Source organism: Paenibacillus sp. FSL R7-0179, assembly GCF_038002265.1.
Classification (GTDB): Bacteria; Bacillota; Bacilli; order Paenibacillales; family Paenibacillaceae; genus Paenibacillus_AQ.
On sequence record NZ_JBBOCC010000001.1, the window covers coordinates 1,162,207 to 1,188,362 of the forward strand.

General features: G+C 52.9%; 24 protein-coding genes. 19 read left to right on the forward strand and 5 right to left on the reverse strand.

What is annotated here, in order from left to right:
- The first annotated feature begins 60 nt into the window (after positions 1-60).
- From MKX63_RS05110 to MKX63_RS05135, 6 genes are all read left to right on the forward strand, one after another.
- Positions 61-1,029 carry a helix-turn-helix transcriptional regulator gene (locus tag MKX63_RS05110; protein WP_341015697.1) on the forward strand — a complete coding sequence of 323 codons (969 nt, stop codon included), beginning with the start codon at positions 61-63 and terminating at the stop codon, positions 1,027-1,029.
- A 76-nt stretch (positions 1,030-1,105) separates the two neighbouring features.
- A complete protein-coding gene (locus tag MKX63_RS05115) occupies positions 1,106-2,710 on the forward strand; it encodes an AraC family transcriptional regulator (protein ID WP_341015698.1) in 1,605 nt (534 codons plus the stop codon).
- A gap of 137 nt (positions 2,711-2,847) precedes the next feature.
- Positions 2,848-3,786, forward strand: a complete 939-nt coding sequence (locus tag MKX63_RS05120) for an ABC transporter substrate-binding protein (protein WP_341015699.1) — start codon at positions 2,848-2,850, stop codon at positions 3,784-3,786.
- Positions 3,786-4,829 carry an NAD(P)/FAD-dependent oxidoreductase gene (locus MKX63_RS05125; protein WP_341015700.1) on the forward strand — a complete coding sequence of 348 codons (1,044 nt, stop codon included), beginning with the start codon at positions 3,786-3,788 and terminating at the stop codon, positions 4,827-4,829. Before MKX63_RS05120 ends, MKX63_RS05125 begins: the two co-directional genes overlap by 1 nt.
- A gap of 237 nt (positions 4,830-5,066) precedes the next feature.
- Positions 5,067-6,188, forward strand: a complete 1,122-nt coding sequence (locus tag MKX63_RS05130; protein WP_341015703.1) for a hypothetical protein — start codon at positions 5,067-5,069, stop codon at positions 6,186-6,188.
- 88 nt (positions 6,189-6,276) lie between these two features.
- Positions 6,277-6,780 carry an SMI1/KNR4 family protein gene (locus MKX63_RS05135; RefSeq protein ID WP_341015704.1) on the forward strand — a complete coding sequence of 168 codons (504 nt, stop codon included), beginning with the start codon at positions 6,277-6,279 and terminating at the stop codon, positions 6,778-6,780.
- 362 nt (positions 6,781-7,142) lie between these two features.
- Here MKX63_RS05135 and MKX63_RS05140 read toward each other — a convergent pair whose 3' ends face one another.
- Positions 7,143-7,400, reverse strand: coding sequence for a helix-turn-helix domain-containing protein (locus MKX63_RS05140; protein ID WP_341015705.1), 258 nt, complete (start codon positions 7,398-7,400; stop codon positions 7,143-7,145).
- Between the two features lie 20 nt (positions 7,401-7,420).
- A complete protein-coding gene (locus MKX63_RS05145) occupies positions 7,421-8,278 on the reverse strand; it encodes a LysR family transcriptional regulator (protein WP_341015706.1) in 858 nt (285 codons plus the stop codon).
- A 157-nt stretch (positions 8,279-8,435) separates the two neighbouring features.
- On the opposite strand from MKX63_RS05145, the gene MKX63_RS05150 reads away from it, so the two are divergent.
- On the forward strand, positions 8,436-9,260 hold the full coding sequence (locus MKX63_RS05150) for a hypothetical protein (RefSeq protein ID WP_341015707.1): 825 nt from the start codon (positions 8,436-8,438) through the stop codon (positions 9,258-9,260).
- A 25-nt stretch (positions 9,261-9,285) separates the two neighbouring features.
- Complete coding sequence (locus tag MKX63_RS05155) at positions 9,286-10,428, forward strand: DUF7832 domain-containing protein (RefSeq protein ID WP_341015708.1); 1,143 nt, start codon at positions 9,286-9,288, stop codon at positions 10,426-10,428.
- Between the two features lie 24 nt (positions 10,429-10,452).
- Here the strand turns inward: MKX63_RS05155 and MKX63_RS05160 are convergent, their stop codons facing one another.
- Together MKX63_RS05160 and MKX63_RS05165 are read right to left on the reverse strand one after the other, a co-directional pair.
- Entirely contained in the window at positions 10,453-10,728 is a 276-nt protein-coding gene (locus MKX63_RS05160) for a hypothetical protein (protein WP_340026514.1), read from the reverse strand.
- Between the two features lie 33 nt (positions 10,729-10,761).
- A complete protein-coding gene (locus tag MKX63_RS05165) occupies positions 10,762-11,745 on the reverse strand; it encodes a PocR ligand-binding domain-containing protein (protein WP_341015709.1) in 984 nt (327 codons plus the stop codon).
- Positions 11,746-11,934: 189 nt separating this feature from the next.
- On the opposite strand from MKX63_RS05165, the gene MKX63_RS05170 reads away from it, so the two are divergent.
- The 6 genes from MKX63_RS05170 (at position 11,935) to MKX63_RS05195 (ending at position 18,493) form a co-directional block, all read left to right on the forward strand.
- Positions 11,935-13,077: a glycerol dehydrogenase gene (locus MKX63_RS05170; protein ID WP_341015710.1), complete on the forward strand. Its 1,143-nt coding sequence runs from the start codon at positions 11,935-11,937 to the stop codon at positions 13,075-13,077.
- Positions 13,074-14,834 (forward strand): dihydroxyacetone kinase subunit DhaK, encoded by a 1,761-nt coding sequence (gene dhaK / locus MKX63_RS05175; protein ID WP_341015711.1) that lies wholly within the window; start codon positions 13,074-13,076, stop codon positions 14,832-14,834. Before MKX63_RS05170 ends, dhaK begins: the two co-directional genes overlap by 4 nt.
- A 162-nt stretch (positions 14,835-14,996) precedes the next feature.
- Complete coding sequence (locus MKX63_RS05180) at positions 14,997-16,319, forward strand: SMI1/KNR4 family protein (RefSeq protein ID WP_341015712.1); 1,323 nt, start codon at positions 14,997-14,999, stop codon at positions 16,317-16,319.
- Between the two features lie 151 nt (positions 16,320-16,470).
- On the forward strand, positions 16,471-17,370 hold the full coding sequence (locus tag MKX63_RS05185; protein WP_341015714.1) for an NAD-dependent epimerase/dehydratase family protein: 900 nt from the start codon (positions 16,471-16,473) through the stop codon (positions 17,368-17,370).
- 351 nt (positions 17,371-17,721) lie between these two features.
- Positions 17,722-18,150 carry a collagen-like protein gene (locus MKX63_RS05190; protein ID WP_339221218.1) on the forward strand — a complete coding sequence of 143 codons (429 nt, stop codon included), beginning with the start codon at positions 17,722-17,724 and terminating at the stop codon, positions 18,148-18,150.
- Positions 18,151-18,226: 76 nt separating this feature from the next.
- Complete coding sequence (locus MKX63_RS05195) at positions 18,227-18,493, forward strand: hypothetical protein (protein WP_341015715.1); 267 nt, start codon at positions 18,227-18,229, stop codon at positions 18,491-18,493.
- A 22-nt stretch (positions 18,494-18,515) separates the two neighbouring features.
- Here the strand turns inward: MKX63_RS05195 and pdxR are convergent, their stop codons facing one another.
- Complete coding sequence (pdxR, locus tag MKX63_RS05200; protein WP_341015716.1) at positions 18,516-19,949, reverse strand: MocR-like pyridoxine biosynthesis transcription factor PdxR; 1,434 nt, start codon at positions 19,947-19,949, stop codon at positions 18,516-18,518.
- Between the two features lie 149 nt (positions 19,950-20,098).
- Between pdxR and MKX63_RS05205 the strand changes: the two genes are divergently transcribed.
- From MKX63_RS05205 to MKX63_RS05225, 5 genes are all read left to right on the forward strand, one after another.
- Positions 20,099-20,647 (forward strand): pyridoxamine 5'-phosphate oxidase family protein, encoded by a 549-nt coding sequence (locus tag MKX63_RS05205; protein ID WP_341015717.1) that lies wholly within the window; start codon positions 20,099-20,101, stop codon positions 20,645-20,647.
- A 375-nt stretch (positions 20,648-21,022) separates the two neighbouring features.
- Positions 21,023-22,240: an IS110 family transposase gene (locus tag MKX63_RS05210; protein WP_341018523.1), complete on the forward strand. Its 1,218-nt coding sequence runs from the start codon at positions 21,023-21,025 to the stop codon at positions 22,238-22,240.
- 169 nt (positions 22,241-22,409) lie between these two features.
- On the forward strand, positions 22,410-23,114 hold the full coding sequence (locus MKX63_RS05215; protein ID WP_341015719.1) for a hypothetical protein: 705 nt from the start codon (positions 22,410-22,412) through the stop codon (positions 23,112-23,114).
- 78 nt (positions 23,115-23,192) lie between these two features.
- Positions 23,193-24,401, forward strand: a complete 1,209-nt coding sequence (locus tag MKX63_RS05220) for a hypothetical protein (RefSeq protein ID WP_341015720.1) — start codon at positions 23,193-23,195, stop codon at positions 24,399-24,401.
- Between the two features lie 174 nt (positions 24,402-24,575).
- Complete coding sequence (locus MKX63_RS05225) at positions 24,576-26,099, forward strand: malate:quinone oxidoreductase (RefSeq protein WP_341015721.1); 1,524 nt, start codon at positions 24,576-24,578, stop codon at positions 26,097-26,099.
- Positions 26,100-26,156: the final 57 nt, after the last annotated feature.

Here is a 26,156-nt window from a genome sequence, read left to right on the forward strand (position 1 = left end):
TGCTTTTTCCAGTATTCTAGAATGACTATAGAGCGGTTGGAACGAGGGGGTGAGCGGACGGTGTACGAGTGGCACAGGCAGATCCAGACCATTGTCGATGATATGGACCACAGCATCAAGCAGCATAACAGTGAGGCCATAACGCTGCAATCTCTCGCTGACAAGCTGGGCTATTCGGAGTTTCATACGACGAGGAAATTCAAAGAGATATCCGGGATGCAGCTTAGGGAGTACCTTCGCCACCGGAAGCTGGCTTTTGCACTGAAGGAGGTACGGGATAGCGGAAAAAGCATTCTAGATATTGCGCTCGACTATGGATTCTCCTCCCATGAAGCTTTTACGCGTGCGTTCAAGATGACCTATGGTGTGGCCCCAAGCGAGTACCGGAGACACCCGTATCCTGTCGTCCTTCGGACCAAAATCAACCCGTTTGACCGCTACTTTTTCGGACTAGGAGAGGTTGGCATGGTAAAATCTACAGAAGAGGTTAAAATCTATTTCGTAACCATTCCCGCGCACAAATTCCTGCACATTAAGAACTACGAGAGCAACGGGTATTGGGATTTCTGGCAGAAGCAGAGCCTGATTCCAGGGCAGGACTGCGAGACCATCAGCGGCTTGCTGGACAGTATCAAGGGGAAGCTGGATGATGACGGCGGAAGCGATACGAACAGCGGCAACGGCCAGATCATGGCCTATATGAATGACCCGGACGGCAGGCTCTGCGATTGGGGATTTCCGCGTACAGAGTGCTATGGGGTACGTCTCCCCTATGATTATGATGGCGAGGTCCCCGCGCAGATGCTGATGGCGGATATTCCAGAGGCCGAGTACATTGTGTTCGAGCACGGGCCGTTTGATTACGAGCAGGAGAACCGCAGTGTCGAGAAACGGATGGAGCAGGCGATGGCCGCTTTTGACTATACAGGCACTGGCTATTGCTTCGACCCTGCCCCCGGCCGGATCATCTACTTCTATTTCAACCCGGAGCGGTACTTCAAGTATGTCCGGCCTGTGCGGAAGTCATAAATTGCTTCAAGCGCCTGCTGCTTTCATAGGGCGGGTGCTTTACTATATATCAATAATGAACCTAAGGAGTATATCTATGTATGACGCTAATCCAGGCTGGCTTGCCCATTGCACAGAAATTATAGATGTAGCAGATTTGTTACCGGTCCCCTCCACAATACGTCTGGATCAGGCTGCCCTCCTGTTGGTAAGTGATGGCCAAGCCACGCTATCGATCAACGGGCATGAAGAGCAGCTTCTTTTCGGCCAGTTAATTGCTCTTGAGAAGGGTTCGGTCATCCGGCTGGCCTCTGCCAATCATTTTGATTTCTCGGGCTATTTGATTAGCTTCAATACTTATGACACAGAAATGCAATCTCCTTACCACTGGCAAGTAGACCGGGCGGCTGGCTATTATGTTCAGAGTGTGCCTGAAGCGGTGGTTGCAGAGATCCGTTCATCCCTCACCAGGAGCACCGGGCCGCTTGGCATCACCATGAAGCAATACATTCTATACCATTTGTTAAAAGAATTGCAGCATGAACAGCCAACCGCTGAAAGCACACTTGAGCAAAGATTGGCGCGCACGGTGATTTACATGCAGCAGAATTATCATCAAATGATCACAAGAGATGAACTGGCGGCAATCGCCGGATACAGCCCATCCTATTACTCCAGGAAATTCACCCAGCTCTATCATAAGACGCCGGTGGAGTATCTGATCCGTTACCGGATGTATCGTGCTCAGGAGTGGCTGCTGCTTACGGGCGACTCCTCCAGACAGGTGGCGAGGAAGACAGGCTTTGAGGATGCGCATTATTTCAGCCGGCAGTTTAGACAGGTAGCCGGGCTTCCGCCCATGCAGTTCAAATCATCGGTTGCAGACAGCCGGATATGCTTTCTCTCCGCGGCACATGCAGAAATAGCAATAGCCTTAGGGGTAATCCCCCAATCTGTTGTAATTGTCAGTGCTTTAACCCCGGACTATCAACAACCCATGTTCCATATGCACGGCGTGACCTTACTGGCCATGCCGCAGTATATCACTCTGCCGGACCTCATTGCAGAGCAAGAGCCCGATCTGATTATCGGTGAGCATTTATCAGAAGAGTTGAAACAATATTTCCGGGCCATAGCTCCCATCCTAACGAGGCTGCCGGACGATCTGAATGCACGGATCAGCTATTTCGGCACCTTGTTCAACCGGGAGGCCCAGGCAGCACAGCTCATTGCCGGGCTTACTGTGCAGGCCGATCTCCTGCGAAACAAGCTGCAAAGGCAGCTCCCGGAAGGCTCCACCGTTCTGTACCTTCGTGTTGAAGAGCTCGGCTACCGTTATATTGGTGAAGCTTCCAGCGATGCAGCTACCCTGCTGTACAAGGAGCTGGGGTTAACCATGCCTGAGATTATCCGTGCCCACGAGAACAGCTTCAATCCATGCTCATTGCAGCAATTAGCGGAGGCCAATCCTACGTATCTATTCATTGAGAAGCGTATTATGGAGTACTACAATGCAGATTTAAGCCTGTCTAAGCTACAGGCCAGTGAGCAATGGGCTGCCTTAGACGCGGTGAAGAATAACCGGGTGATCTATGTGGATACCGGGCTATGGATTAATAACTGCAGCGCGTATGGCAAAAGGGTAATCCTGCAGCAGATGGAACAGGCTATGCTGGACAGCGGGGCTCCTGAGACACAATAATCCAATGTTTACGACATTTTAGGCTATAGTAGGTTCATTTATTATTCCTTATAATTTGATAGTGATAATCATTATCAGAGAAGAGAGGCTATGATGTAATGAGAAAACCTATGCTCTATATACTGTCTATGCTAGTAATGCTGACTTTAGTCGCTTGTTCAACCACCACAGCGGAAAGCAGCAGCACGGCGAAGGCTACAGAAGGCCCAAGTGAGTCTGCCACACGAGTCGTCAGTAGTGCCTTCGGTGACATTACGATTCCTGTGAAGCCGAAGAACATGCTGATTCTTAACTCGAATTATGCCGAGAATCTGATCGAGCTCGGCGTGATCCCTGATATGGTTACACTTGTACAGGAGATTGAACCCGAGTATCGGCCGAAGTTATTCAATGACAATAAGGTGACAATGATTGAGGTTCAGCAATATGAAGAGAATCTTGAACTTATTCTTGCCGCAGCACCGGATCTGATTATTGTCGATAATGGTACAATTGATACCAAAAGGTATGAAGCCTTGAGCCAAATTGCCCCTACGGTGGCTGTGGAGGCCGGCGGTACTGTCAGAGAGAGTGTTGCCGCCCTCGGCAAGCTGTTCCATAAAGAGAAGGAGGCTGAGCTGGCCCTAAGTAAATATAATGACAAGATAAAAAACACCAAAGAGAAATTGCAGCAGGCTTTAGGGGATCAGACCATTCTCGTCTTGCGTGTGGAGCAAAATCAATATCGGGTGTTGGGCCAGGAAGCTGGAAGCCCCGGAAGCGGCATTTTGTATAACGAGCTGGGACTACATATTCCAGAGCAGTTAAAAGACTATAAAGATTGGTTCACGCCGATGTCTATGGAGATTTTTCCCAAGCTAAAAGCGGATCATATCTTCGTGGAACAACGCATGATGCAGAATTACAGCAGTGAGCAGTCTATGAAGGACTTGGAGAATTCTCCAATCTGGAAGGGTATGGAGGCTGTGAAAAAAGGGCATGTGTACCGCTTGGAGACAGCGGATTTTGTAGTGGGTGAAGGACTGATCGGCACGCCGCTGCTACTGGATTATCTGGTAGACAAGTTGGTGCCCTAATGGAACAGGATATCTATGACGTCATTATCATCGGCGGGGGCCCTGCCGGAATGTATGCAGCCTTCTATAGCGGAATGCGGGAGATGAAGACGAAAATCATCGAAGCCAAGCAGGAGCTGGGCGGATTCATGCGCACCTATCCCGAGAAGCTGGTGTGGGATGTTGGCGGGATCGGGCCTGTCCGGTGCGAGGAGATCATCCATTCGTTAATCAGACAAGCGGCTACTTTTGACCCAAGTATTGTATTCGGGCAGGAAATCGTCCAGATGGAGAAGCGTGATGACGGTATATTCATACTCACAGCGGATTCAGGAGAGAAGCATTATACCAGAACCATCATTCTGGCTACGGGGCGCGGCATTACGAGTATTCAAAAGCTTGCGGTGGAAGGCGCTGACCGCTTTGAGCTGAGTAACCTTCACTATACCGTGACGAGCATCAATAAGTTCAAGGATAAGAGGGTGCTGATCTCCGGCGGGGGCGATTCAGCCGTCGATTGGGCGGTGGCTATGGCTCCCCTTGCCAAAGAGGTATATGTCGTTCACCGGAGAGATGACTTCAGCGCCTTCGAATCCTCGGTAACCGAGATGAAGTCTCTGGCTACTGTATATGTTCCTTATACGGTAGCCCGGCTGCACGGTCATGAAGGCAGAATCGGATCGGTGACGCTGCAGCATGCGGATTCCCAAGAAACGGTTCAGCTCGAGGTGGATGAGGTACTGGTGAATCACGGGTTCGAGCGGAACTTCGGCGGGGCCATCCTCGAATGGGGGCTGGAGCATGAAGAGTTCGGCATCTCGGTGAGCCCCGTCATGCACACGAGCATGCCAGGCATCTTCGGCGCAGGTGATATTGTAACCCATGCCGGGAAGGTAAGGCTGATCGCCGGTGCCTTCAATGACGCGGTGCTTGCCGTCAACAGCGCCAAATTATATATCGATCCCACCGGGTCCAAGATGGCCGGGGTCTCCTCGCATAATGACCGTTTTGCGGATAAGAATGAGGAGGAGCGGCAGAAGTACAGAGCATCGCAGGGCAAATGAAGGTACAAATGAGCCTGCAAAAAGCAAAGCACAAGAGCGCACAAGCCAAAGGGCTTGTGCGTTTTGCTGTAGCGGAAAGTGAAAGGTGTATTTTATGATGAAACGATATTAAGATTATTCAATATTTAGAAATGATTGTGAAAGGTGGATGCGTTGTTATGAATGAACAATGTGAAAAAATTCATGTTTAGGGTTGAATCTGGATTAAGGTGTAACCGCCCTCTGCTGCTTGTCCTAATGGCTATCCTTCTAATCAGCAGTTTGACAGCCTGCAGCGGCAACTCCTTAGGGGGCGAGGAAGCAAATCCGTCTGCACAACCAGCCAGGCCATCGGCGCAGCCTGCCGAATTGGCCCAGGCAACGCCTGCCGCCACCCCGCTAACGACCAAAGCGACCGGCCAGATTTATCTGTATGGCGAATCCCATGGACTAGCCAAGATTATGGACAAGGAGTACGAAGCTTGGTCCGATTATTACCACAACAAGGGGATGAGACACCTATTCGTGGAGCAGTCCTATTACGCTGCCGAATACTTGAACCTGTGGATGCAGTCGGACAATGACGACATTCTGGAGGAGCTTTATCAGGATTGGGAGGGGACTCCGGGTCACGTGCCCTATACGAAGACTTATTTTCGGAAAATAAAAAGCGGATGCCCGGATACTATTTTCCACGGAACAGATGTTGGGCATCAATGGGACATAACCGGTAAGCGGTTCATGTCTTATCTTGAGGACAACAACCTCACCGGATCAGAGATGTATACCTTGACTACCGAAGCGATCCAGCAGGGCGAGAGGTATTACAGTAGTCACGATGAGGTATATCGGGAGAACAAGATGACCGAGAATTTCATCCGCGAATTTGAAAAGCTGGGCAGCGAGAGCATCATGGGCATTTACGGCGCAGCGCATACCGGAGTCAATGAAATGGAGCGTTCTACCAAATCGGTCCCCTGTATGGTGAATCAATTACATAAGTACTATGGTGGCAACCTGCATACGGAGGATTTGAGCTGGATGGTGAAGGATATTGAACCGCTCAGAGTGGATGAAATCACCATGCAGGGCAAAAAGTATGAGGCATCTTATTTTGGAAAGAGTGATTTGAGCGGATTTAAGGATTACGCCTTCCGGGAGTTTTGGCGATTGGAGGGGGCTTATCAAGATGCCAGCAAGCTGCCGCTGCTGGGTAGTGTTCTTCCGTATGATGAATATCCGATGCTGATTGAAGAAGGACAGGTATTTGCTATCAGCTATACCAAAACAGACGGGTCGGTAGAAAGAGAATACCATTTGGCTAATGGTAATAGATGGAAGGGAAAGAATGCGACGGAGCAGATTAAGGTAACGGAATGACCTGCTGATGTAAGCAGAGCTGCGGAAATGGTATATTAATCTAGGAGTTTCCATTTCTTAATCGGATGGGCAGGTGTAACATTTGGACATGAATAATGGAAAAGGAAAAGCTCATGTTGTTGAATTTATGACTTGGGCAGAGGAGCAGGGCTGGGAGATAAGGAGGAAGTCCGGTTCTCAGCTACATTTAGATAGCGGCATTACTTCCCGATATAAAGGACTACCCGAAGAGTATTTAGAATTTCTAAAAGTAGTTGAGGTGTGCGTTGCACCGGATGAGCAAACCTGGTTTATTGGTGAGGCTGAGTTCAATCATAGTGCGGGAAGCGAATTCCGGTGGAACGAATTTGAACTGCTAAGTTTGGAGGCCGCAGCGGGTGATTCAGCTTGGCAGTCAGAGATCACGGCCTGGTGGGATCATCACTTGCCGATTGTAATGTCTGTGGAGGATGGTTATTCCTTCTATGCCATTGCAACGGATAGCGGGGCTATTGTTCATGGATGTGAGCCTGAATTTGAAGAGGTTGAGCAGGTAGCCGATTCGTTCGGGGAATTCCTGGCCTGGCTGATGGCGAATTCGAAGCAAGGATGAAGGGCTGACTCCCGGATCGGCACTATATGACGGAAAGATGGAAAAGATCAGAACCTGAAAGATTAGGTTCTGATCTTTTTCATTGGATGAGGGTGGAGTGTAGGCAATCGGAATGCATAAGGGGAATAGATGGATTTTGTACACTTGCTAACGAACGAATGGCTGATACTCCAGAAATAGTTGGAAAAATAACACCTAAATGTTCAAATTCTCACTAGAAGTGCCAAAACCGGTGGCAGCAGATGCTGGTTTTCCACTTAATTTCCCGTTAGCGTCAGATGTTGAAGAATTAAGTAGCATTTTTCCACTTGTTAGCGGTCGTGGTTGCGGGCCATCTCTATCCTCAGTTGGATTGTGTTCTTTTAATCCTGCTCCCGGCCTCGGTTATATTCTATTTCAACCATTTTAATAAAATCGGAGGGGGCGACTTTTAAACTTCTGCAAAGCTCAAATATTTTGGTGATGGACGGCTCGTTGCGGCCGACCTCGATCATAGAGATATAGGAGCGATCTACGTTGCATTCGTGAGCAAGGTCCTCTTGGCTCAGGCCTTGTTTGAGTCGTATCGCTTTAACGGTTTTTCCGATAATTTGTTTAAGTGTGCTGGGTGTATCGTTCAAGGAAAATACTCCTTTTATCATTATCTATACCTGCCCACCATCTCCACAAACCGAGACATTGCGCTGGAGAGTACGGCGTTGCTGTGGTAGATCAACCATACCTCCAGCTTCTGGTATTCTTCGGGGAGGCGGTGGGAAGTGATTCGTCCGGCCTCTTCTGCCTTGCGGATCGAGGACTTCGGCAGCAGGGAGACGCCGATTCCGGCGGACACCCCGTTTAGAATCATTTCCAGTGTGCCGAACTCCCGGATCTGAACTGAATGCAGCCCGCTCTCACGCAGGAAGCGCTCCGCTTTAACCCGGTGCGTGCAGCCAACGTCGAAGAACAGCATGGGCTTGTGCAGCAACTCATGCAACTCACTAGTCCCCGGTTCAGCAATGAGCACCAGCTCCTCCTCGTAAGCTGCAACATGCCCGATATCCGGCTGGTCTATGGGCCCATAGACGAAGGCCCCATCCAGCTTGTGATCAAGCACCTTGTGCAGAAGGTCATGCGTCTCACCTGTGATGAGCGATAGATGGACATCGGGGAAGCGGGAATGGTAGCCGGCGATCATCGTCGTCAGATGAATAACCGCTGTCGTCTCTATAGAGCCAATCCGAAGCGGACCAGACGGGTGCTCGGAGTATTGTGTGGATTTTACAGCCTCGTCCATTAGCATAAGTATGGCATTCGCGTATTCCAGCAGGTTCTCGCCCGCAGGCGTTAATGTCATCCCACGGTTAGACCGGTGAAATAGCGGGACCTTCAGCTCGGCCTCCAGGAACTGAATCCGGCTGGTCACATTCGACTGTACATAGTTCAAGGCTTGCGCAGCCTTCGTAATCGTACCCTCACGGGCCACAGCCTGAAAAATCCTCAAATCTCCACTTTCCATTGCGGTGTCACCTTCTGTATATCATAATCTAGGGTAGTACCTTCCGATGCTGATCATTGTACTGAATTCTATCCTTGATGACAAATCCGGCACCCGAAAGGGCCGCCTGGATTAACGATCTCTTACAGGGAGTGAGCAGATGGAGCACCGCAAAATAATGAATGCATTCAACAAAGAGATTCGTACCCTCCAGAAGAAAACCGTATCTGAAGAAGAACTCAAAGAATGGTACACGTTAATTAAAGATAGCATCCAGAACGACATCAAAGACGGATACAAAGAAACCATTGCCAGAAACCTGACGCTTGGAATTGGTGTACATGGCGGAGATTATCCCAAAAATCTGATTCTGAACGGGGACACGGAAGGGTGGAAGTATGTTACCCGGTTTCTCTATTGGGAGGAGTATATTCTGCGGAGACTGTTCAAGTATAAAGAGGTCTCTTCAAGAACGATAGGCTGTATCATAGGATTAGCCTTGCTATGGGATATGAAGGAGCTGGCACAATTGGCCAGAGATTATTTCCAGATGATATTTGAACAAGATACGCAGCGCTATGCCCACAAGGAGACGCATCATTTGTTCATGGCGTTGTTACATGACTTATTCGTCACGGAGCAGATCAATCAGGAGCTGTATCCGATGCTGCCGGAGCAGCATGTGTACCGGAGATTTCTCGATTATTGGTCTACCACGGATGAAGAGCTGCTGCGTAGCCTAATGGGTGAAATCTGCGATTACCATATCTACAGCTCCCTGGATCTTCCCCATAAATTCGCAGAAATTCTATGTCTGAATTACATCCCTTATGAGGTCCGGCTCATCCAAAAAATAAGAAAGGCCCAGGGACTAACCGCCGCTACAGTAGACCATCCCCTGCTGACCACCCCGCTTGCTCAGATTCCTGAAAGCAAAGTAGAGTGGGACCTGGCGAATGATGAGGTGTACCAATACTTATTAAGAAGGGAAGCCAGAAGCTAGAGCTGCTGGCCGAAAGGAGACTCGTATGGCTTATGACCGGATCGATTGGCATTCCGGGGGAGATTATCCGGCGGATCTGCCGGAAGAGAATGGCGGGATTCATATTGGCATGTTTCTGACCTGGGCGTTCGGCCGCGGACTGGCGGGTGAATCTCACCTTGAGGAGTCGGCGGAGGCGCTGAAGCGGCTGAAGCAGCGTGAGCTCACGGGGCTGGAATACCTGGTGGAGTATTGTGACGGGAAGTTCTGGGATGAGGATCTGGACGAGCGCGGCAATGCCTTCGCCGCCGATTATTATGACGATCAATCGGCGTTCGCTGCTCAGTATGGAAGCTATCTTAATGATTATTGTGAGGTCTTCAACCAATACCCAAGCATCTATCATGTGGAGAACACCTGGGAGAATTATGACCGCCTGCAGCCCTTGCTGGACGAACGTTATGCCCAGTGGGAAGTTTGGTCTGAGGACCCGTCCCACCGTAAGCTCGATCCCAAAGCGCAATTCCTTCAGGCCTGCCAGCAGACCGGACAGCAGTTCCTCCAGGCAGAGGGCTTCAAATCCAATAAGGCGGGTACAGTATGGAAAAAAACAGCGGCTGACAAGGACACCGTGTTCGAGTTATCCTTCCACCCGGAATCTTACAATACCCGCACCGATGTGCGGATGACGGTGAACCTGCGGATTACCAGCAAGCAGCTCAAAAAATGGACTGCCGGGCAGGCTGGCAGAGGGGACGATACCGTTCTGTTCGGCTCACTGTGCAGGCTGCAGAAATCGTCAAGCGCCATTGTCTTCCAGATTGCAGGCTCACAGCTGGACTCCTCCCTGCGCGAGATCGGTCAGATGATCGGGGAACGTGTGCTGCCGCTGTTCGCGCTGTTCGCAGACCGTCCCCGTGCACTTGAGCAGCTTGCCGCTTGCGGAGCAGGATTCCCCGGCATCTGCGATGCTGAATCCAGTCCGCTGGCCTACCTGCTGTGCTTCGGCACAGGGGAGCAGGCGCAGCGTTTCTTCGCCCATTACTTCAACAGCCGGCCGTCGCCTTGGCGCCGGAATATTCATCAGACCTACCAGAAGCTAAGTGAGGGAGAAGCCTGGAACTATTCCGCCTATTACCGTGAGAATGATGTGAAGCTGGCCTTCAAGAACGGCCTGGTTATTCCTTGATGCTATAGCCGGGCAGCAGGGATGTTACCACACCCCAAAGCCCGGATCATACTCCCGGACGGCTGAATAAATTCCTTCCACTATACGGGGAAGGTCTTCTTCCGGGTAGCCATAGTCCTCGGGCATGGCCTGCGGGGGAACAATAGCAGATACGCTGCCGGGGTACAGCTCAATCTTATGCTTTTCCAGCCCAATCTCGAAAGAATCCTTGAATGTCAACCCGTCATGGGCCAGAAAAAAGTACATGTCGTGGATATCATCCTCTTCTATGATGAGCACACCTTGTTCGTTCAGCTTCATAAGATAGCCTCCTGCTCGAATAGTGTACATCTATTATATTCGATTTGTTAGGAGAGAAGCACGGTAGGACAGGGGAGTTGCCGACTCGTATCTCTTGAAGATCTTAATGAAATAACCGGCATCGCAAAAATTCAAGTGATTGCTGATCTCGTTGACTGACCAATCCGTTGTTGCCAGCAGCTCCTTCGCCCGCCCGATCTTCATACGGGCGACATATAGGGAGAAATGCTCGCCCATCTCCCTGGTGAACAGGCGGCTGAAGTAGCTGGGGCTGATATGGCATAGCTGTGCCAGCGATTTCAGCGAGAAATTCTCTTCCCGGTGGCTAAGCATATAGTCCAAGGCAGGCTGTAGCGTAGGACTTATGCATTCCGTCTTGTATGCGCTTCCCAAAGAGGCCGGAGTCTTAGGAGCCGAGGGCGGCTCTACGGGCAAAGGCGGCAGCTCAAGCTGGAGCTTAGACTCCTGGGGGTTCATGGCCTCAACTTGCCTGCTTCGCTCCAGCAGCTCATGCTTCAGGATCGATTCCTTGACCACATAGTTGCACAAATGATAGAGCATGTCGGCGGTAGCCACAACCTCCTCATAGGTCATGACGGGCAGCAGCTCATACTTGCGTGCCCGTTCCTCCGTCATGGCGTCCTGCTGCGGACGGGATACAATCTGCTCCAGATTCGGGCCGCTTCCCTCGGCCAGCCGGATCTGTCCGGCCATCAGCGCACCGATGTACTGATTATCGACAATGATAGGTATAGCAATGTCGAGAATATCGAAGTGGCAGCGGTAGATATAGGGCCGGCTCAGCCGCACAGCCTCCAGACCTCCGCGCGCGTCACATTTTTGACAATAGGCTGAGAATTCCTTGTCGCTGCGCACGGTCTGGCAGAAGGCCTGACAGCGGCTATGTGCGGTAACCGGCACGCCTTTATAATCGACCATAATGATAGCCATGCGTGTCACAAGGGACAACGATTCCTGAAGCTTGCCCCATTCGTCCATATCAATGATATACTTCAAGTCGAATTTGGATTGCATCCGGCTCACCCTTTCCATCTACAGTGACAATGAGAACAAGATAATTATAATTCAGATGCTGACAACATAATAATACTATTTTGCAGCATATTAATTCGTTTGCTTTGTCCCATGCGCGCCTCTATCCACTTGTCTATAATGAGGACATACGACCCGAGGAGGAATGAAAGAATGAGAAGAACCTTTATCAGCCCGGCTAAGTACACACAAGGTGAGGATGAGCTGCTTCAATTGGGATACTTCGTCAGTACTTTCGGTACATCGGCTCTGCTGATTGCGCACCCGGATGATGTGAAGCGTGTGCAGGCCAAGCTTGATGCCACCAGCCGTCAATTCGGCATTACCCTTGTGAAGGGGGATTTCCAGGGCGAATGCTCCCGGCAGGAGATTTCCAGACTACAGGAGCTGGCCCGTGAGCACAAGTGTGCTTGCACTATCGGTCTTGGCGGCGGCAAGGCCATCGACACGGCTAAATGTGTGGCAGAAGGCGAGGCGCTGATTATCGTTCCTACCATTGCGGCTACTGATGCACCCACCAGTCATTCCGCTGTTATTTACACTTCTGAAGGCGCTTTCGAGGATTATGCTTACTTCAAAGCCAGCCCATCAGTGGTGCTGATTGATACAACTGTTATTGCGCAGGCGCCTACCCGCTTCCTGGTATCCGGGATGGGCGATGCCCTCTCCACCTACTTCGAGGCCAGAGCTACTGCGGCTTCCTATTCCAATGTCAATGCGGGGCTTCCTTGCGGAGTGCATGCAGGCGTGATTACGGAGGCCAAAGGCACCAAAGCCGCGCTGGCCCTTGCCCGCTTATGCTACGATACACTGCTGGAGGATGGCGCCAAGGCCAAGCTGGCTTGCGATCAGAACGTGGTGACACCGGCGCTGGAGAATATTATTGAGACGAACATCCTGCTGTCGGGGCTCGGGTTCGAGAGCAGCGGCCTGGCTGCCGCACATGCTATCCATAACGGTCTGACGGCGCTTGAAGGCACCCATCATTATTACCATGGCGAGAAGGTGGCCTTCAGCACGATTGCCCAGCTTGTTCTGGAGAATGCGCAGCAGGCTGAGATCAATCAGGTGTTGTCCTTCTGCCACGCTGTGGGCCTTCCCGTATGCCTGGCCGATATTGGTGTCGCATCCATCTCCCATGACGAGCTGATCGAAGTGGCCCGCAAGGCGTGTATCCCGGAGGAGTCGATTCATTCGATGCCGTTCCCGGTTACCGCTGAAGCAGTCGCCGCTGCCATAGCTGTTGCTGACAAGTTGGGCGAAGCCTTCAAGAAGAGCAAGGAGCAGCGCGTATGAAAAAGATAATTAACGATCCGGCTAACCTCGTCCGTGAGATGTGCAGCGGACTGGTGATGGCTCATCCGCAGCTGACCTTCGACAGCAAATACAAAATTATCTCCAGGTCTGCGCCGAATCCTGACAAGGTAACGCTGATCAGCGGCGGAGGCAGCGGCCATGAGCCGGCCCATGCCGGGCTGGTCGGACCGGGAATGCTGGATGCCGCAGTCTGCGGGGATGTCTTCGCTTCCCCCTCACAGATTCAGGTCTATCAGGCGATCCGCAACCATACCGGCCATAAGGGCGCGCTGCTGATTATCAAGAATTACAGCGGCGATATGATGAACTTCCAGAATGCGGCTTATCTGGCGGCTGAGGACGGCCTCGCTGTGGACTATGTCAAGGTTGATGATGATATTGCAGTAGAAGACAGCCTGTATACGGTGGGGCGCAGAGGGGTTGCAGGCACGATTCTGGTGCATAAGGTTGCCGGTGCGGCAGCCGAGGCCGGACTGCCGCTCTCAGAGGTGAAGCAGGCCGCGCAGCATGCGGCAGAGCATGTGCGCAGTCTTGGTTTTGCTTTTACCTCATGCACGGTTCCGGCCAAGGGTACGCCTACCTTCCAGCTTCAGGAGGATGAGATGGAGTATGGGGTCGGCATTCATGGGGAGCCGGGCATCCGCAGAGAAAAGCTGCTGAGCGCCGATGAGCTGGCGGAACGGATGATCTCTGCCCTGCTGGCCAGTCTGAGCCTGGATCAGCCGGGCGGCGGAGAGGTGGTAGTGCTGGTCAACGGCTTCGGCGCAACGCCTCTGCAGGAGCTGTATCTGCTCAATCACTCTGTAATCCGCAGTCTGGGAGAACGGGGAATCATCATCCGCCAATCGCTTGTAGGCAACTATATGACCAGCATAGATATGGCCGGCGCTTCCATCAGCCTGATGAAGCTGGATGATGAGCTGCGCAGATGGCTTGCTGAGCCTTGCGATACTCCGGCGCTGCGGTTAACGGGTGAGCTTGGGCCGGTGCAATACGTCAGCCCTCTTCCGCAGCAGGAGTCTCAGGCGGAGGTGAGCCTGACGGCCGGGACTGATCCGGGCTTCGCTGTCCTCCGTGATGAACGGCTGCAGCTTACGAACATCATCTATCTGGTGGATAAGATGAGCGAGATTATTATCGTGAATGAGGCTCCCTTCTGTGAGCTGGATGCCCATGCCGGTGATGGAGACTTCGGGATGAGCGTCGCCAAGGGCTTCAAGCAATTGAAGCGGGAATGGCAGGAGCTTGTGCAGCATCACGCTTCGGATATCGGCAGCTTCCTTCAGGCCTGCTCGCTGATTATTATGGAGCATTGCGGCGGAGCTTCCGGTCCAATCTGGGGCTCAGCCTTCCGCTCAGCAGGCAAATATGCCACAGGCCGGACCTCGCTGAATACACTGGAGATGGCCGGAATGCTGGAAGCAGCGGTTCAGGGCATCCAGGCGACAGGTGAACGCTCCTTCGGACGGGGGGCAGTCGTGGGAGATAAGACGCTGATCGATGCGCTGATTCCTTGTGCCGAAGCCTGGAAGAGCAGTGCGGAGCAGAAGCTGTCCTTGAAGGAGGCTTTCGCCAAGGCGGCCGAAGCGGCTGTCACTGGGGCGGAACGTACGAAATCCATCGTTGCGCGGATGGGCCGGGCCGGGACGGTAGGCGAGCGCAGCATCGGCTACCCGGATGCGGGCGCATTTGCTCTGGGGGTCATTTTCACAGAGCTGTCTAACGCTGTCCAGTAAGTGTTGCCTGGGTATAAGCCCGCCTGTCACTTCATCGTGACGGCGGGCTTATTTGTTGTGGGAGTGGACGGGGAGCCTGAGATATATGCTGGGTGTGATATGATGGAAGATAATTGACCTGGTCATTATGTGATATTCTTAGAATTTACAGGAGGGAGCATCATGAAGGTAGAGAAGCAGGACGCGCAGTTTGAGCGGATCAAGGTGAAGCTGGGACAGGCCCGTCGCAAGGATGCGGAGTTTGCGGAATTCGGTGCCTCTTCGCATCAATATAAGCTGAAAAAAAAGCTTACAGCAGGCAAGCTGGCGGATTGGGAGGCCCGATACGGGATTAAGCTTCCGGAGCCTTTTGCCGGGTTCCTGACAGAGATCGGGAACGGCGGGGCGGGACCGTATTACGGGATCTATTCCCTTGCACAGGCTACCTCCTATACCGAGCTTCCGGCACTTCAGGGGCGGGCGGCACTTTATCCTGGGATGACCCCAGAGGAATGGAATCTCTTGACGGAGCCGCTGACGGGCGAGCGGGACATCTCGGATGAAGAATATGAGGAGGCCAGAAACAAGGCGCTTGGCGGAATGCTGTGTATCGGCACCCAGGGCTGCGATTATGAGATGTATCTCGTGCTGGAAGGGGAGCACCGGGGGAGGATTGTGTATACTTCGGAGTTTTATCCCGACCACCCGTTCTTCTTCGTCTATGAAGATAACTTCCTGGACTGGTACGAGCGTTGGCTGGATGAGATTATTCTGGATTATCACAACCCATGGTTTGGCAGCCGGCTGCCGGGTGACGAGAATACGCTCATTCAGTTGTATCGGACCACCCCTGACGGGAAGCTGCAGGTCAAGGCGCTGGAGGCCATGTTCAAGTTCAAGCGAATCGCCCCGTCCACCCTGGAATTCCTTAACAATGTGGCTGAGCAAAGCCCCCGGGATTCCAAGACAGCCATCTCGCTGCTCTGCAAAACGTCCTTTGCGGCGGGCAGGCCCTATCTGCTGAAGCTGTTGCAGTCGGATGACGCGGAGGGAGCGCTGCACGCCTTAACCATTCTGAATACTCACGGCAAGAATCAGGACCGGACCGAATTCATTCCGCTGATCCGGCAGAGGCTTGAGCACGTTGACGACGAAGAAACTCTACGTTATGCAGGTTATATCCTCAAAGACTGCGATGCTGTGAGCTTCAGCGACTTCGCACCCTTCCTGTGCCATGCCAGCCTGGATATGCAGACGGCTGCGGTCTATGCCGTGAGAGATTGCCGGAACAAGCAGGAGAATTGGGAGATTATTGAACAAATGTTCCGCAGTGGTGGTACAGAGGTGGTGCGCAGCACCATTACATATTGGGACGTTATTCCGCACGAGAAGCTGCTGCCTTACTATAAGGCGATATGGCCCGAATACAAAGGCAATCCTAATTTCAGGGAAAAGTTCGCCGCTTGCCTCAGAGAGCTGCACTTGCCGGACGATTATTTCGGCTGAGAAGTTGCCCCGGTTAATGAGAGCGGCCAAACGATAGCCGAATATAAGCTGACTACCCGCTTAGTGATTACTCACTCACTTGCCAGGACATCCGTAGGCAAAATAGATAAGAAGACGATAAAAGATAGTATTTACTAAAAGGAGGTTCTCCATGAGACTTCGAGATAAAGTCGTTCTCGTTACAGGCGTTACGGGCACGGCAGGAGATAAAATTGCCAGAAGATGTGTTAGCGAGGGAGCGGAGGTCAAGGGACTTATCCGAAATAAGGACCAGATCGCACTATGTGAAGAGCTAGGCATTACACCCGTCATCGGAGACTTGACAGATAGAGCTGCCATCAAGAATGCGCTTCAAAATGTGAACGTTATCATTCACGCTGCGGCGTATCTGGGGGAGGACCTGGCGATTGCCGAGGCGTCCAATATTCAGGGGGTCCAGAGTCTGGCGCACGGTGCTGTATCTGCGGGAGTGGAGCGCTTCGTGCATATTTCTACGGTATCGGTCTATGGTCATTTTGATGGAGAGGTGGAGCTGGATGAGGCCAGCAGTCTTGCCTTCGGCCACGGGGAGGTCTACATTTCAACCAAGTGTGAATCGGAACGGATTGTACAGGCTGCAATGGCTGACGGACTGCCAAGTGTGATCCTGCGTCCTGGAGTGATCTGCTCCGAATCCAACTCGCACTGGGGCGACAGACTGGTCGCTAAGCTTGCTGATTCCGGGGAAGTGGACTGGATTCATCCGGAGGACTTGACGCCTTGGGTGCATGCAGACAACCTGGCTGAGATGTGTGTACTGGCAGCGACGCAGCCTGCGGCTGTGAATCAGTGCTACAACGCAATTGACGGAAATTATCCGGAAAAAGATTTTACGATGCGTATCGGGCTTGCCCTGAACAAGAAGTTCATTATACCGGGCGGAGACCCTATAAGAACAGCGTATAATTGCGGCAAAATAAAAAACGAGCTGGGCTACAGCCCGGTCAAAACGTTCGAGGAGACCGTTGTCCGGCTGGAGCAGCAAGCTAGGGGAGAGCGAAATGTATCATAAACCGAAGGCCATGAATTGTCCCTGCTGACACAGCTGAAGCACCAGCGGTGCGCTGGACTATACGGAAGATTGGCTGGAGGAGTTCATTGATGAGTTTCGCCCTTACGATATAGTCTGATGATTCATGGGGAGAAGGACGTCCTTACAGGGCAGGGGTATATTCCGCTCAAGGAGTTCGGGTTATCGGATTATTATGGCCGCGTCAAAATGGAGCTGCAGCTGTAGTGCCGATTACCCTCGGCTAAGCAGGAGGCAGTTAAAAGCCCATAGCAGCTGGGCATCCGCCCAGGCATCTTCTCCGCGAATGCATATGATGATTATGCCTAATGAAGCGAGAGAGGAGCGATAGATATGGGATTTATACCAGTGCCGGGAGGCGGCGGAGGATTTCCGGGGATACCGGGATTTCCGGGTGGACCAGGCTTGCCGGGAGGGCCGGGGACTCCGGGGATACCAGGTTTGCCGGGGATTCCGGGCGGAGGGCCCGGAGGATTTCCGGGGACGCCAGGAGGTGCACCGGGAGGAGTAGCTGCACCGACTGCGCCACCGCCGCAATTCGTACCGCAAGCACCGGCGGTCACGGCTTATGCGGTTGACCCCGGAGGCATCAGAGGCTGCCTGTTCCGCAACACCTATATCTGGCTGAATAATGGTGAGCAGTTCTGGTTCTACCCGGTATTCGTGGGCAGAAGTTCGGTCGCAGGCTTCAGATGGAACGGCTTCTTCTGGGGATACTACGGCGTTGATTTGAACCGGGTCAGCTCGTTCACCTGCTTCTAGCCTGGCTGCATCTCCCTGTTTGGCGTACCGTGACTTGGTTAAGTATACAACAAGATCACGAACAGGGAGGTGTACTATGGGCAACCTGTGGATGGCATTCGTCTACCCCGGCAGCTTCTTAAGTCTGCTCGGGGTAGTGTTACTGATTATTGGTTATCAGCGGCGGCGCACAGGCCGGCGTACCCGTCTGGAGAGTATGGCCCAGCCGGGTCGGCCGGCACCGGGGGGACCCGGCACAGCATCGTTCCAGCGGGAGGTACGGTATTCGCTGATAGGCGGCATTTTGCTTGGAATCGGACTGCTTCTGTTCGCTGGACTGGGCATTACTTCACTGTTCAGCTAGGACAAGCCCTAACTTAGCACGCTTATAAGAGCAGCCGGGCCAGCCGGTGAATCCCCTGCCCGATCAAGGTCTCATCCACCTTGGCGAATCCCAGCACCCATCCCTTCCTGCGGCTCTGAAGACAGTAATGGGCAAGCGGGTATACCCGAATCCCCTGCTCCAGCGCTAACCGGGTCATGGCTTCCTCATTGTAGTCTGGCTCCGCCTCAAGGAATACATGCAGCCCCGTCTCTGCTCCGCTCAGGGTGAACCGCTCGCCAAGACCGCTTGCGGTTATCGCTTTGGTGATGGCCTCATGTCTGCGGCGGTAGACATTGCGGACTCTGCGCATATGGCGCATGAAATGCCCCTTCTGGATGAAATGGGTCAAGGTGAGCTGGTCCATCACCGGAAGGTGGCGGTAGGTTAGCTCCTGTACACGCGCCAACTGGGCAATGGCCCGGGCCGGGCCGACAATCGCCGAGATGCGGATGGCCGGGGCGATCATTTTGGAGAAGCTCATCAGATACAGGGTATTATTCGGCGCTTGGCTATAGAGCGTGGGCAGCGGGTCGCCGCGGTAGCGGAATTCACTGTCATAGCCGTCTTCTATAATCCATAGCTGCTCCTGCACAGCCTGATGCAGCATTTGCTGCCTGCGCGGCTCTGACATCACGGAGCCTATAGCGCACTGGTGCGATGGGGTAACGAACACCAGTCTGGATTCCGGATGGATCTGGTCAACCACAAGACCATGCCCGTCTACCGGGACAGGGGCTACTTGCATCCGCCGGTAATTCATCGCCATCCAGGCCGCAGGGAAGCCGGGATCTTCCACAGAGACGGTATCCCCCTCCGTAAGCAGGGATTGGGCAATCAGGTCAAGGCTATGCTGGGCGCCTGAGGTCAACAGAATCTGATCGGTCTCAATGCGTATGCCCCGCTCAAGCAGCAAGTAACGTTGAATCTGTTCCCTAAGCGGCAGCAGACCATAGGGATTGCCATAGGACCAATCGGCTACGTCCATTGCGGCGGAGGCGTGAAGCAGCGATTGCCGCCAGTGGTTCTGGAAGGTTCTATCCACGTAAGGCTCGTGGGGGGTGAAATCAATCTCTACCTTCTGAGGCTGCTGGCCTCCGAACCAATCCTGCAGCTGATCTACCGCTGAGTTAAGCAAGGGAATTGAAGGGGGAACAGGTCCATCCGGCATCGGCTCCTCCTGTACCGCTTCAGTGAACGGTTTCAAATGGCTGACCCGTGTTCCGCCCCGCCGGGAGGTTACGGTATACCCTCTGCTCAGTAGCTCCTCGTAGACGAGCTGTACCGTGGAGCGGGAGACTCCAAGCTGCTCGGCGAGTTCACGGGAAGGGAGCAGCAGCTCGCCCGGCGCCCAGATACCTTGTGTAATATTATGAATGGCCTGATTCAGCAGTTGTTGCCAGATCGGGCTTGTATCGTTGCGGTTGACGAACATCATAAGGCATCCCTCCTAGTCGTAGCTTCGGTTCCATATCTTCATTATGGATTGCTCGGAACCGTCCTCTTTGGATATTTTAGCACAGTCCAATAGCTGATATACTACCGAATAACGTATACGCGGAGGACGCGGGGAGGAGAGGGTTTGATATGAATCCGGTTCGTTACAAGGTCAGGGAATGTAAGGATGAGGCGAGGATTGAGCAGTTTTTAATGCAGGCGAGAATTGGGTTTCTGGGATTAGCGGATGGAGATCGTCCCTATGTTGTGCCGCTGAATTATGTATGGATGGACGGAAAACTGTATTTTCACGGGGCCGGGGATGGAAGACGCAATCAGGTAATGAGTGAGAATTCAGAGGTATGCTTCACAGTATGTGAGGAGTATGGAACGATTACGAATCCCGTGCCCGCCAAGACGGATACCGCCTATATGAGCGTGATGGTCTTCGGGCAGGCTGAGCCGGTGACGGATCTGGATGAGGCTACGCAGGTCTTGCAGGAGATGATGAACAAATATGTGCCCGGTTACTATGACCGGCCGTTGTCCAAGCAGCATGTCGATAAATACCGTTCGGCTGTGTACGGCGGGCCGGTGCAGGTATGCCGGATCACTCCGCAGCATCTGACAGCCAAGGAGAATCCGGTTGAAGCAGCGAGTATGTACAAGCCAGGGACGAATGAAGGGCAGAGTGTGTGATAGCTGCACTCCAAACTGAATAGAGAATGAACGCTTGGGCCGGTAACGGCCCGGGCTTGTTCGCGTTGCGGCATGGGCGAATGTATGCGAAAAACAGGCATGACAAGACAGAGACCTTGTCACCCCCAGGAATGAAAATAAGTGGGTGGCATCCGTCGCATCCATTCTAAAAGAGGCTGTAGTCGTCAACACTACATATACAAATCAAAGGGCGGAAACGGTTACTGGGATACACCCCGTGCGAAAAACTGTTCTATTGCGCTTTTCGAGCATCGCCTATTGTAGCCCCCAAAAGTACGTGTATTAAATTACACTCACTCGAGCGCATGATTTGTAAGCTGACGATGGAGGATGATTGGAATGGATGCTGTACGTATGTGTTGCGCCGGTCTGGACGTGCACCAGGAAACCGTTGTGGCCTGCGTGTTGAAAGGACCGATCGAACAGAAACCCCAATGTCACCTGAAAACCTTTGGGACGACAACCAAAGAATTGCTAGGCCTGCAAGATTGGCTGAGTGAACAAGGCTGTCGGGAGGTGGTGATGGAGAGTACGGGCGTGTTATGGAAACCGGTATGGAACATCTTAGAGGGCAGTTGTGATCTGGTCTTGGCCAACGCCCAGCGGGTAAAGAATACGCCGGGTCGAAAAAGTGACATGCAAGATGCGCGCTGGTTAGCGCAATTGCACCGTTGCGGGCTCATTGAAGGCAGTATGGTGCCCGAACAAGACATCCGGGATTTGCGAGACTTGACCCGTTACCGGAGTAAGATGGTGCAGGCGGTGACGGCGGAGAAAAACCGCATTCACAAAATCCTGCAGGATGCCAACATTAAGCTAACCACCTTTATGTCCGATCTATATGGGGTTTCGGGACGGGGCCTGCTCCAGAAGATCATGGACGGCGAGGTCATCGACGAAGGGACCGTTAAAAACCTGGTCAAAACCCGTTTGAAAAAGAAAGTTCCGCAGTTGCTAGACGCGCTCAATGGCAAGTTGCGCCGTCATCACCGCGAGATGATTCGAGACCACTGGGACCACTTGGTCTATTTGGAGAAAAGGATCACGGAGCTGGAAGCTCGAATCGAGGCGAAGGCAGAACCGTACCTGGAGGTGATTGAACAAATTGACTCCATTCCAGGAATTGAGCGGACGTCTGCCGTGACCATCTTTGCCGAAGTGGGGCCGCATGTCGCGGAAATGTTCCCGAGTGATGCGCAGTTTGCATCATGGGCGGGGGTGTGTCCAGGGAACAACGAAAGCGCGGGAAAGCGAAGAAAGTCAAAAACGATGCAAGGGAACAAGCATCTGAAAGGGGCCTTGTGTCAGGCGGCTTGGGCGAACTCTCGCTCCTCGAACCGGATCGGCCAATTTTTTCGACGAATACGTAAGAGAAGAGGCGATAAAAAAGCAAACGTCGCCACCGCGCATTTGCTGATTCGAATCCTCCATGCCCTGATGCGGGAGAAGAGGTCATACCAAGAAATAGACGTCTCACTAGGCGATGAGACGTCCAAGAAAAACACGTTAGATAGGTACGTGAACTATATCCAGCAGTTAGGATATAGCGTGCAATTAAATCCTATCCAATAGTCTTCCCTTTTTCAAAAAAAACGAAACGTTTTTTTGGGGCGGTGGGTCTTTTTTTGTCAAAACCCGTTCTGCTGCGCATTTTCCGGTACTTTTATTTTCGTATTAAACGGAACACAATGTGCGGGGCGGGGGATTTGCTGGGGCGGATGTAATCGAAAAACCAACCACAATGCGCCGCGAGGGGGGCGCGGACGGAAATGTAATCGAAAAACCGATTACAATGCGCTCGGTGGAGGCGTGTGGAGCAAATGTAATCGAAAAACCGACCACAATGCGCCGCGAGGGGGGCGCGAATGGAAATGTAATCGAAAAACCGATTACAATGCGCTCGGTGGAGTCGTGTGGAGGAAATGTAATCGAAAAACCGATTACAATGCGCCGCGAGGGGGGCGCGGACGGAAATGTAATCGAAAAACCGATTACAATGCGCTCGGTGGAGGCGTGTGGAGCAAATGTAATCGAAAAACCGACCACAATGCGCCGCGAGGGGGGCGCGAATGGAAATGTAATCGAAAAACCGATTACAATGCGCTCGGTGGAGTCGTGTGGAGGAAATGTAATCGAAAAACCGATTACAATGCGCCGCGAGGGGGGCGCGGACGGAAATGTAATCGAAAAACCGATTACAATGCGCTCGGTGGAGGCGTGTGGAGCAAATGTAATCGAAAAACCGATTACAATGCGTCGCGAGAGGGGCGCGGACGGAAATGTAATCGAAAAACCGATTACAATGCGCTCGGTGGAGGCGTGTGGAGCAAATGTAATCGAAAAACCGATTATAATGCGTCGGGTGGAGGCTTGTGGAGCAAATGTAAGCAAGGATAGAGGCCAGCAAAGTTGCTGTGAACCCCACGATGTCGTATGGTTGAGTTAGTATAGCAAACAAAGGTAGTATAGAGAATATTAGTAGTATTAAGAATACAGGTAGGATCGAGAAGAAAGGATGAAGCAAATGTCCACAGATAACCAAGCTCTTCCCCCGGCTCCGATTACAGAACCCGGACGGTATGTCCTTGATCTGACGGGGCCCGGCAGCCACACGCTTGAACGCAAGCCCGGTATGGGCAGCTTATCAATCGGCCCCCGGGAGTCGAAGCCGCCGGCAGAGGTGCTGGTCGCTGCGGATGAGCGCATCAACTGGTCCGTCTTCGAGCCCTTCGCCACCCCGGCCGGCTCGCCATGGCCGCGTTATATAAGCTATACCGGCGGTGATGCGAGGTTCCTGGAATGGGCGGAACGGCGGCCTATTGAGAATATAAGCTGGACCCCGGTGCTGCCGGAGGCTGCTTCGCTGGACGGTAGCCGGGCGAATATCTATACCCTGGGCATCAAACTGGGCCCTCTGGCAAATGGACAGCTGAGCCTGGTCCTGCCGGAGAAGCTGTACAACCTGAGCTTGTCCGGCGATCTGACCCGCTTCTCAGCTTCCGGCCATCTGCCCACTACTCTGGCCTTAGTACCGAATACGAGCCGGCGCAAGAGCGATGCGCCGTACCGGCTGCCGGATCTGGGGGAGCTGCAGGGTGTGACCAACCTGACGCTGAATAGCCCGCCCTTGGGCCAGCCCATCTCGCTGGACGGCCTGGAGCAATTCCCGAACCTGGAGTCGCTCAGCCTGTGGGGAAGCTTCTGCGATCTGGAGTCGCTTGCCCGCCTGACGGGGCTGACCAGCCTGGAGCTCCGTTTCATGCCGGAGCTGGAAGGCCTGCCTTCCCTGGATACATGGCCGTTGCTGGACCGGTTCATCGCCTACAATGTCGAGGAGGCCATAGGCAAACGTCTGCGGCAGCAGATGAAGGCGCGCGCCAAGGTCCGCCCTTGGGATGATTATGCCTCCATAAGCCAGCTCAGGAAGCCGGAGTGGTGGCAGAGCGAATACGGCCGCCCGTTCGCGGCCTGGCCGAAGCGTCTGGCCAAGCTGGCGAACGAAGCCTATGATGCTGCGCAAGCAGCTATGGCGGAGGCCCGCAATCTAGAAGAGGCGGAAGCAGCCATTACCGCCTTCACCCTGCGCTTCAATACACTGAAGGGCATCGAGACTACCGAGAGGGAAGACCTGGGCGAAGCCGTATGGCAGCTCAGCCAGTCAGAGCACCAGATCGGGCAGCCTATAACAGAGGAAGTGGCGCAGAACTGGTTCGATGCGGCCCGTAATTATTAATTAAAAAGTTTATAAAAATTAAGATAAATCTTAAAATTTAGTTTCATTAGTGATAAACTAGGATCAGGATTGATCCAAACGGTGTGTGACTTGGTCCGCGCTGGCTTGCTATGGCGCCTAAGCAGGAGTGCCTGCATCCTTCCTGCAAATCGTAGGGTAGAAGGACGGTATAATATGAGCAACCAACAAACAAAAACAGACGTTATTTTAATTGGTGCTGGAATCATGAGTGCAACACTTGGTTCACTGTTAAAGGAATTAGTACCGGATTGGCAAATAACCGTGTTTGAGCGGCGTGCGGGTGCCGGGGAGGAAAGCTCAGGGGAATGGAACAATGCGGGAACGGGGCATTCCTCACTCTGCGAGCTTAACTATACTACAGAGCAGCCGGACGGATCGATCGACATCAGCAAGGCGATTAAGGTGAACGAGGAATTTCAGTTCTCCAAGCAATTCTGGTCCTATCTGGTAAGCCAGAAACGAATACACAATCCGCAGGATTTCATTGTTCCTGTGCCGCATATGAGCTTTGTGGAAGGACAGAAGGACGTTGCATTTTTACAAAAACGATTTGAAGCGCTTTCAAATAGCCCGCTATTTCAAGGCATGGAATTCTCCGATGACCCAAGGCGGCTGATGGAATGGATTCCGCTGATGATGAAGAACCGGAAGCTGGACCAGCCGATAGCGGCCACCAAAATCGATTCGGGAACGGATGTCAACTTCGGCGCCCTGACCCGTATGCTGTTCAACCACTTGCAGAGCAATAACACCGATATTAGATATAATCATCAGGTGGATGATCTGAAGCGCGCACAGGACGGCTCCTGGGAGCTGAAGGTGAAGAATCTCGCCAGCGGCGTAACAGAGCGTCATAACGCCAAGTTCGTCTTCATCGGCGGCGGGGGAGGAAGCCTGCACCTGCTGCAGAAATCCGGTATCCCGGAAGGCAAAAAGATTGGCGGATTCCCGGTAAGCGGACTGTTCATGGTCTGCAAGAAGCCGGAGATTGTGGCTCAGCATCATGCCAAGGTGTACGGTAAGGCTGCGGTGGGTGCGCCTCCGATGTCTGTTCCGCATCTGGATACCCGGGTGATCGATAAGCAGGAATCCCTGTTCTTCGGGCCGTTTGCCGGCTTCTCGCCTAAGTTCCTGAAATACGGCTCCATGTTCGATCTGATTACCTCGGTCAAGCCGGATAATCTGGTTACGATGCTTGCAGCAGGAGCGAAGAACCTGTCATTGACCAAGTATCTGATCGGGCAGGTCATGCTGTCCAAAGAACAGCGCATGGAAGCGCTGCGGGAGTTCATCCCGGATGCGAAAGGCGAGGATTGGGAGCTGGTGGTGGCGGGCCAGCGGGTGCAGATTATTAAGGATACAGCAGCCGGCAAAGGCATGCTTCAATTCGGAACGGAAGTCATCAGCAGCGCGGACGGCTCCATCGCCGCATTGCTGGGAGCCTCGCCAGGGGCGTCAACGGCTGTCTCTGTCATGCTGGAGGTCATCACCAAGTGCTTCCCGCAGCAGATCAAGGCGTGGGAGCCGAAGATCAGGCAGATGATTCCTGCCTACGGCATGTCCTTGTCCGCTAACCCGCAGCTATTGAACGACATTCATGCTTCCGCAGCGCACACGCTGGGCCTGACGAATGGAACAGATGGACATGAGCCGCCAGCCGCAGTCAACCATCTGTAGCAATAGAGGGCGTGCAGCTGACCACCAGCCTGCCAGCTCTTATATACATGCAAAGAG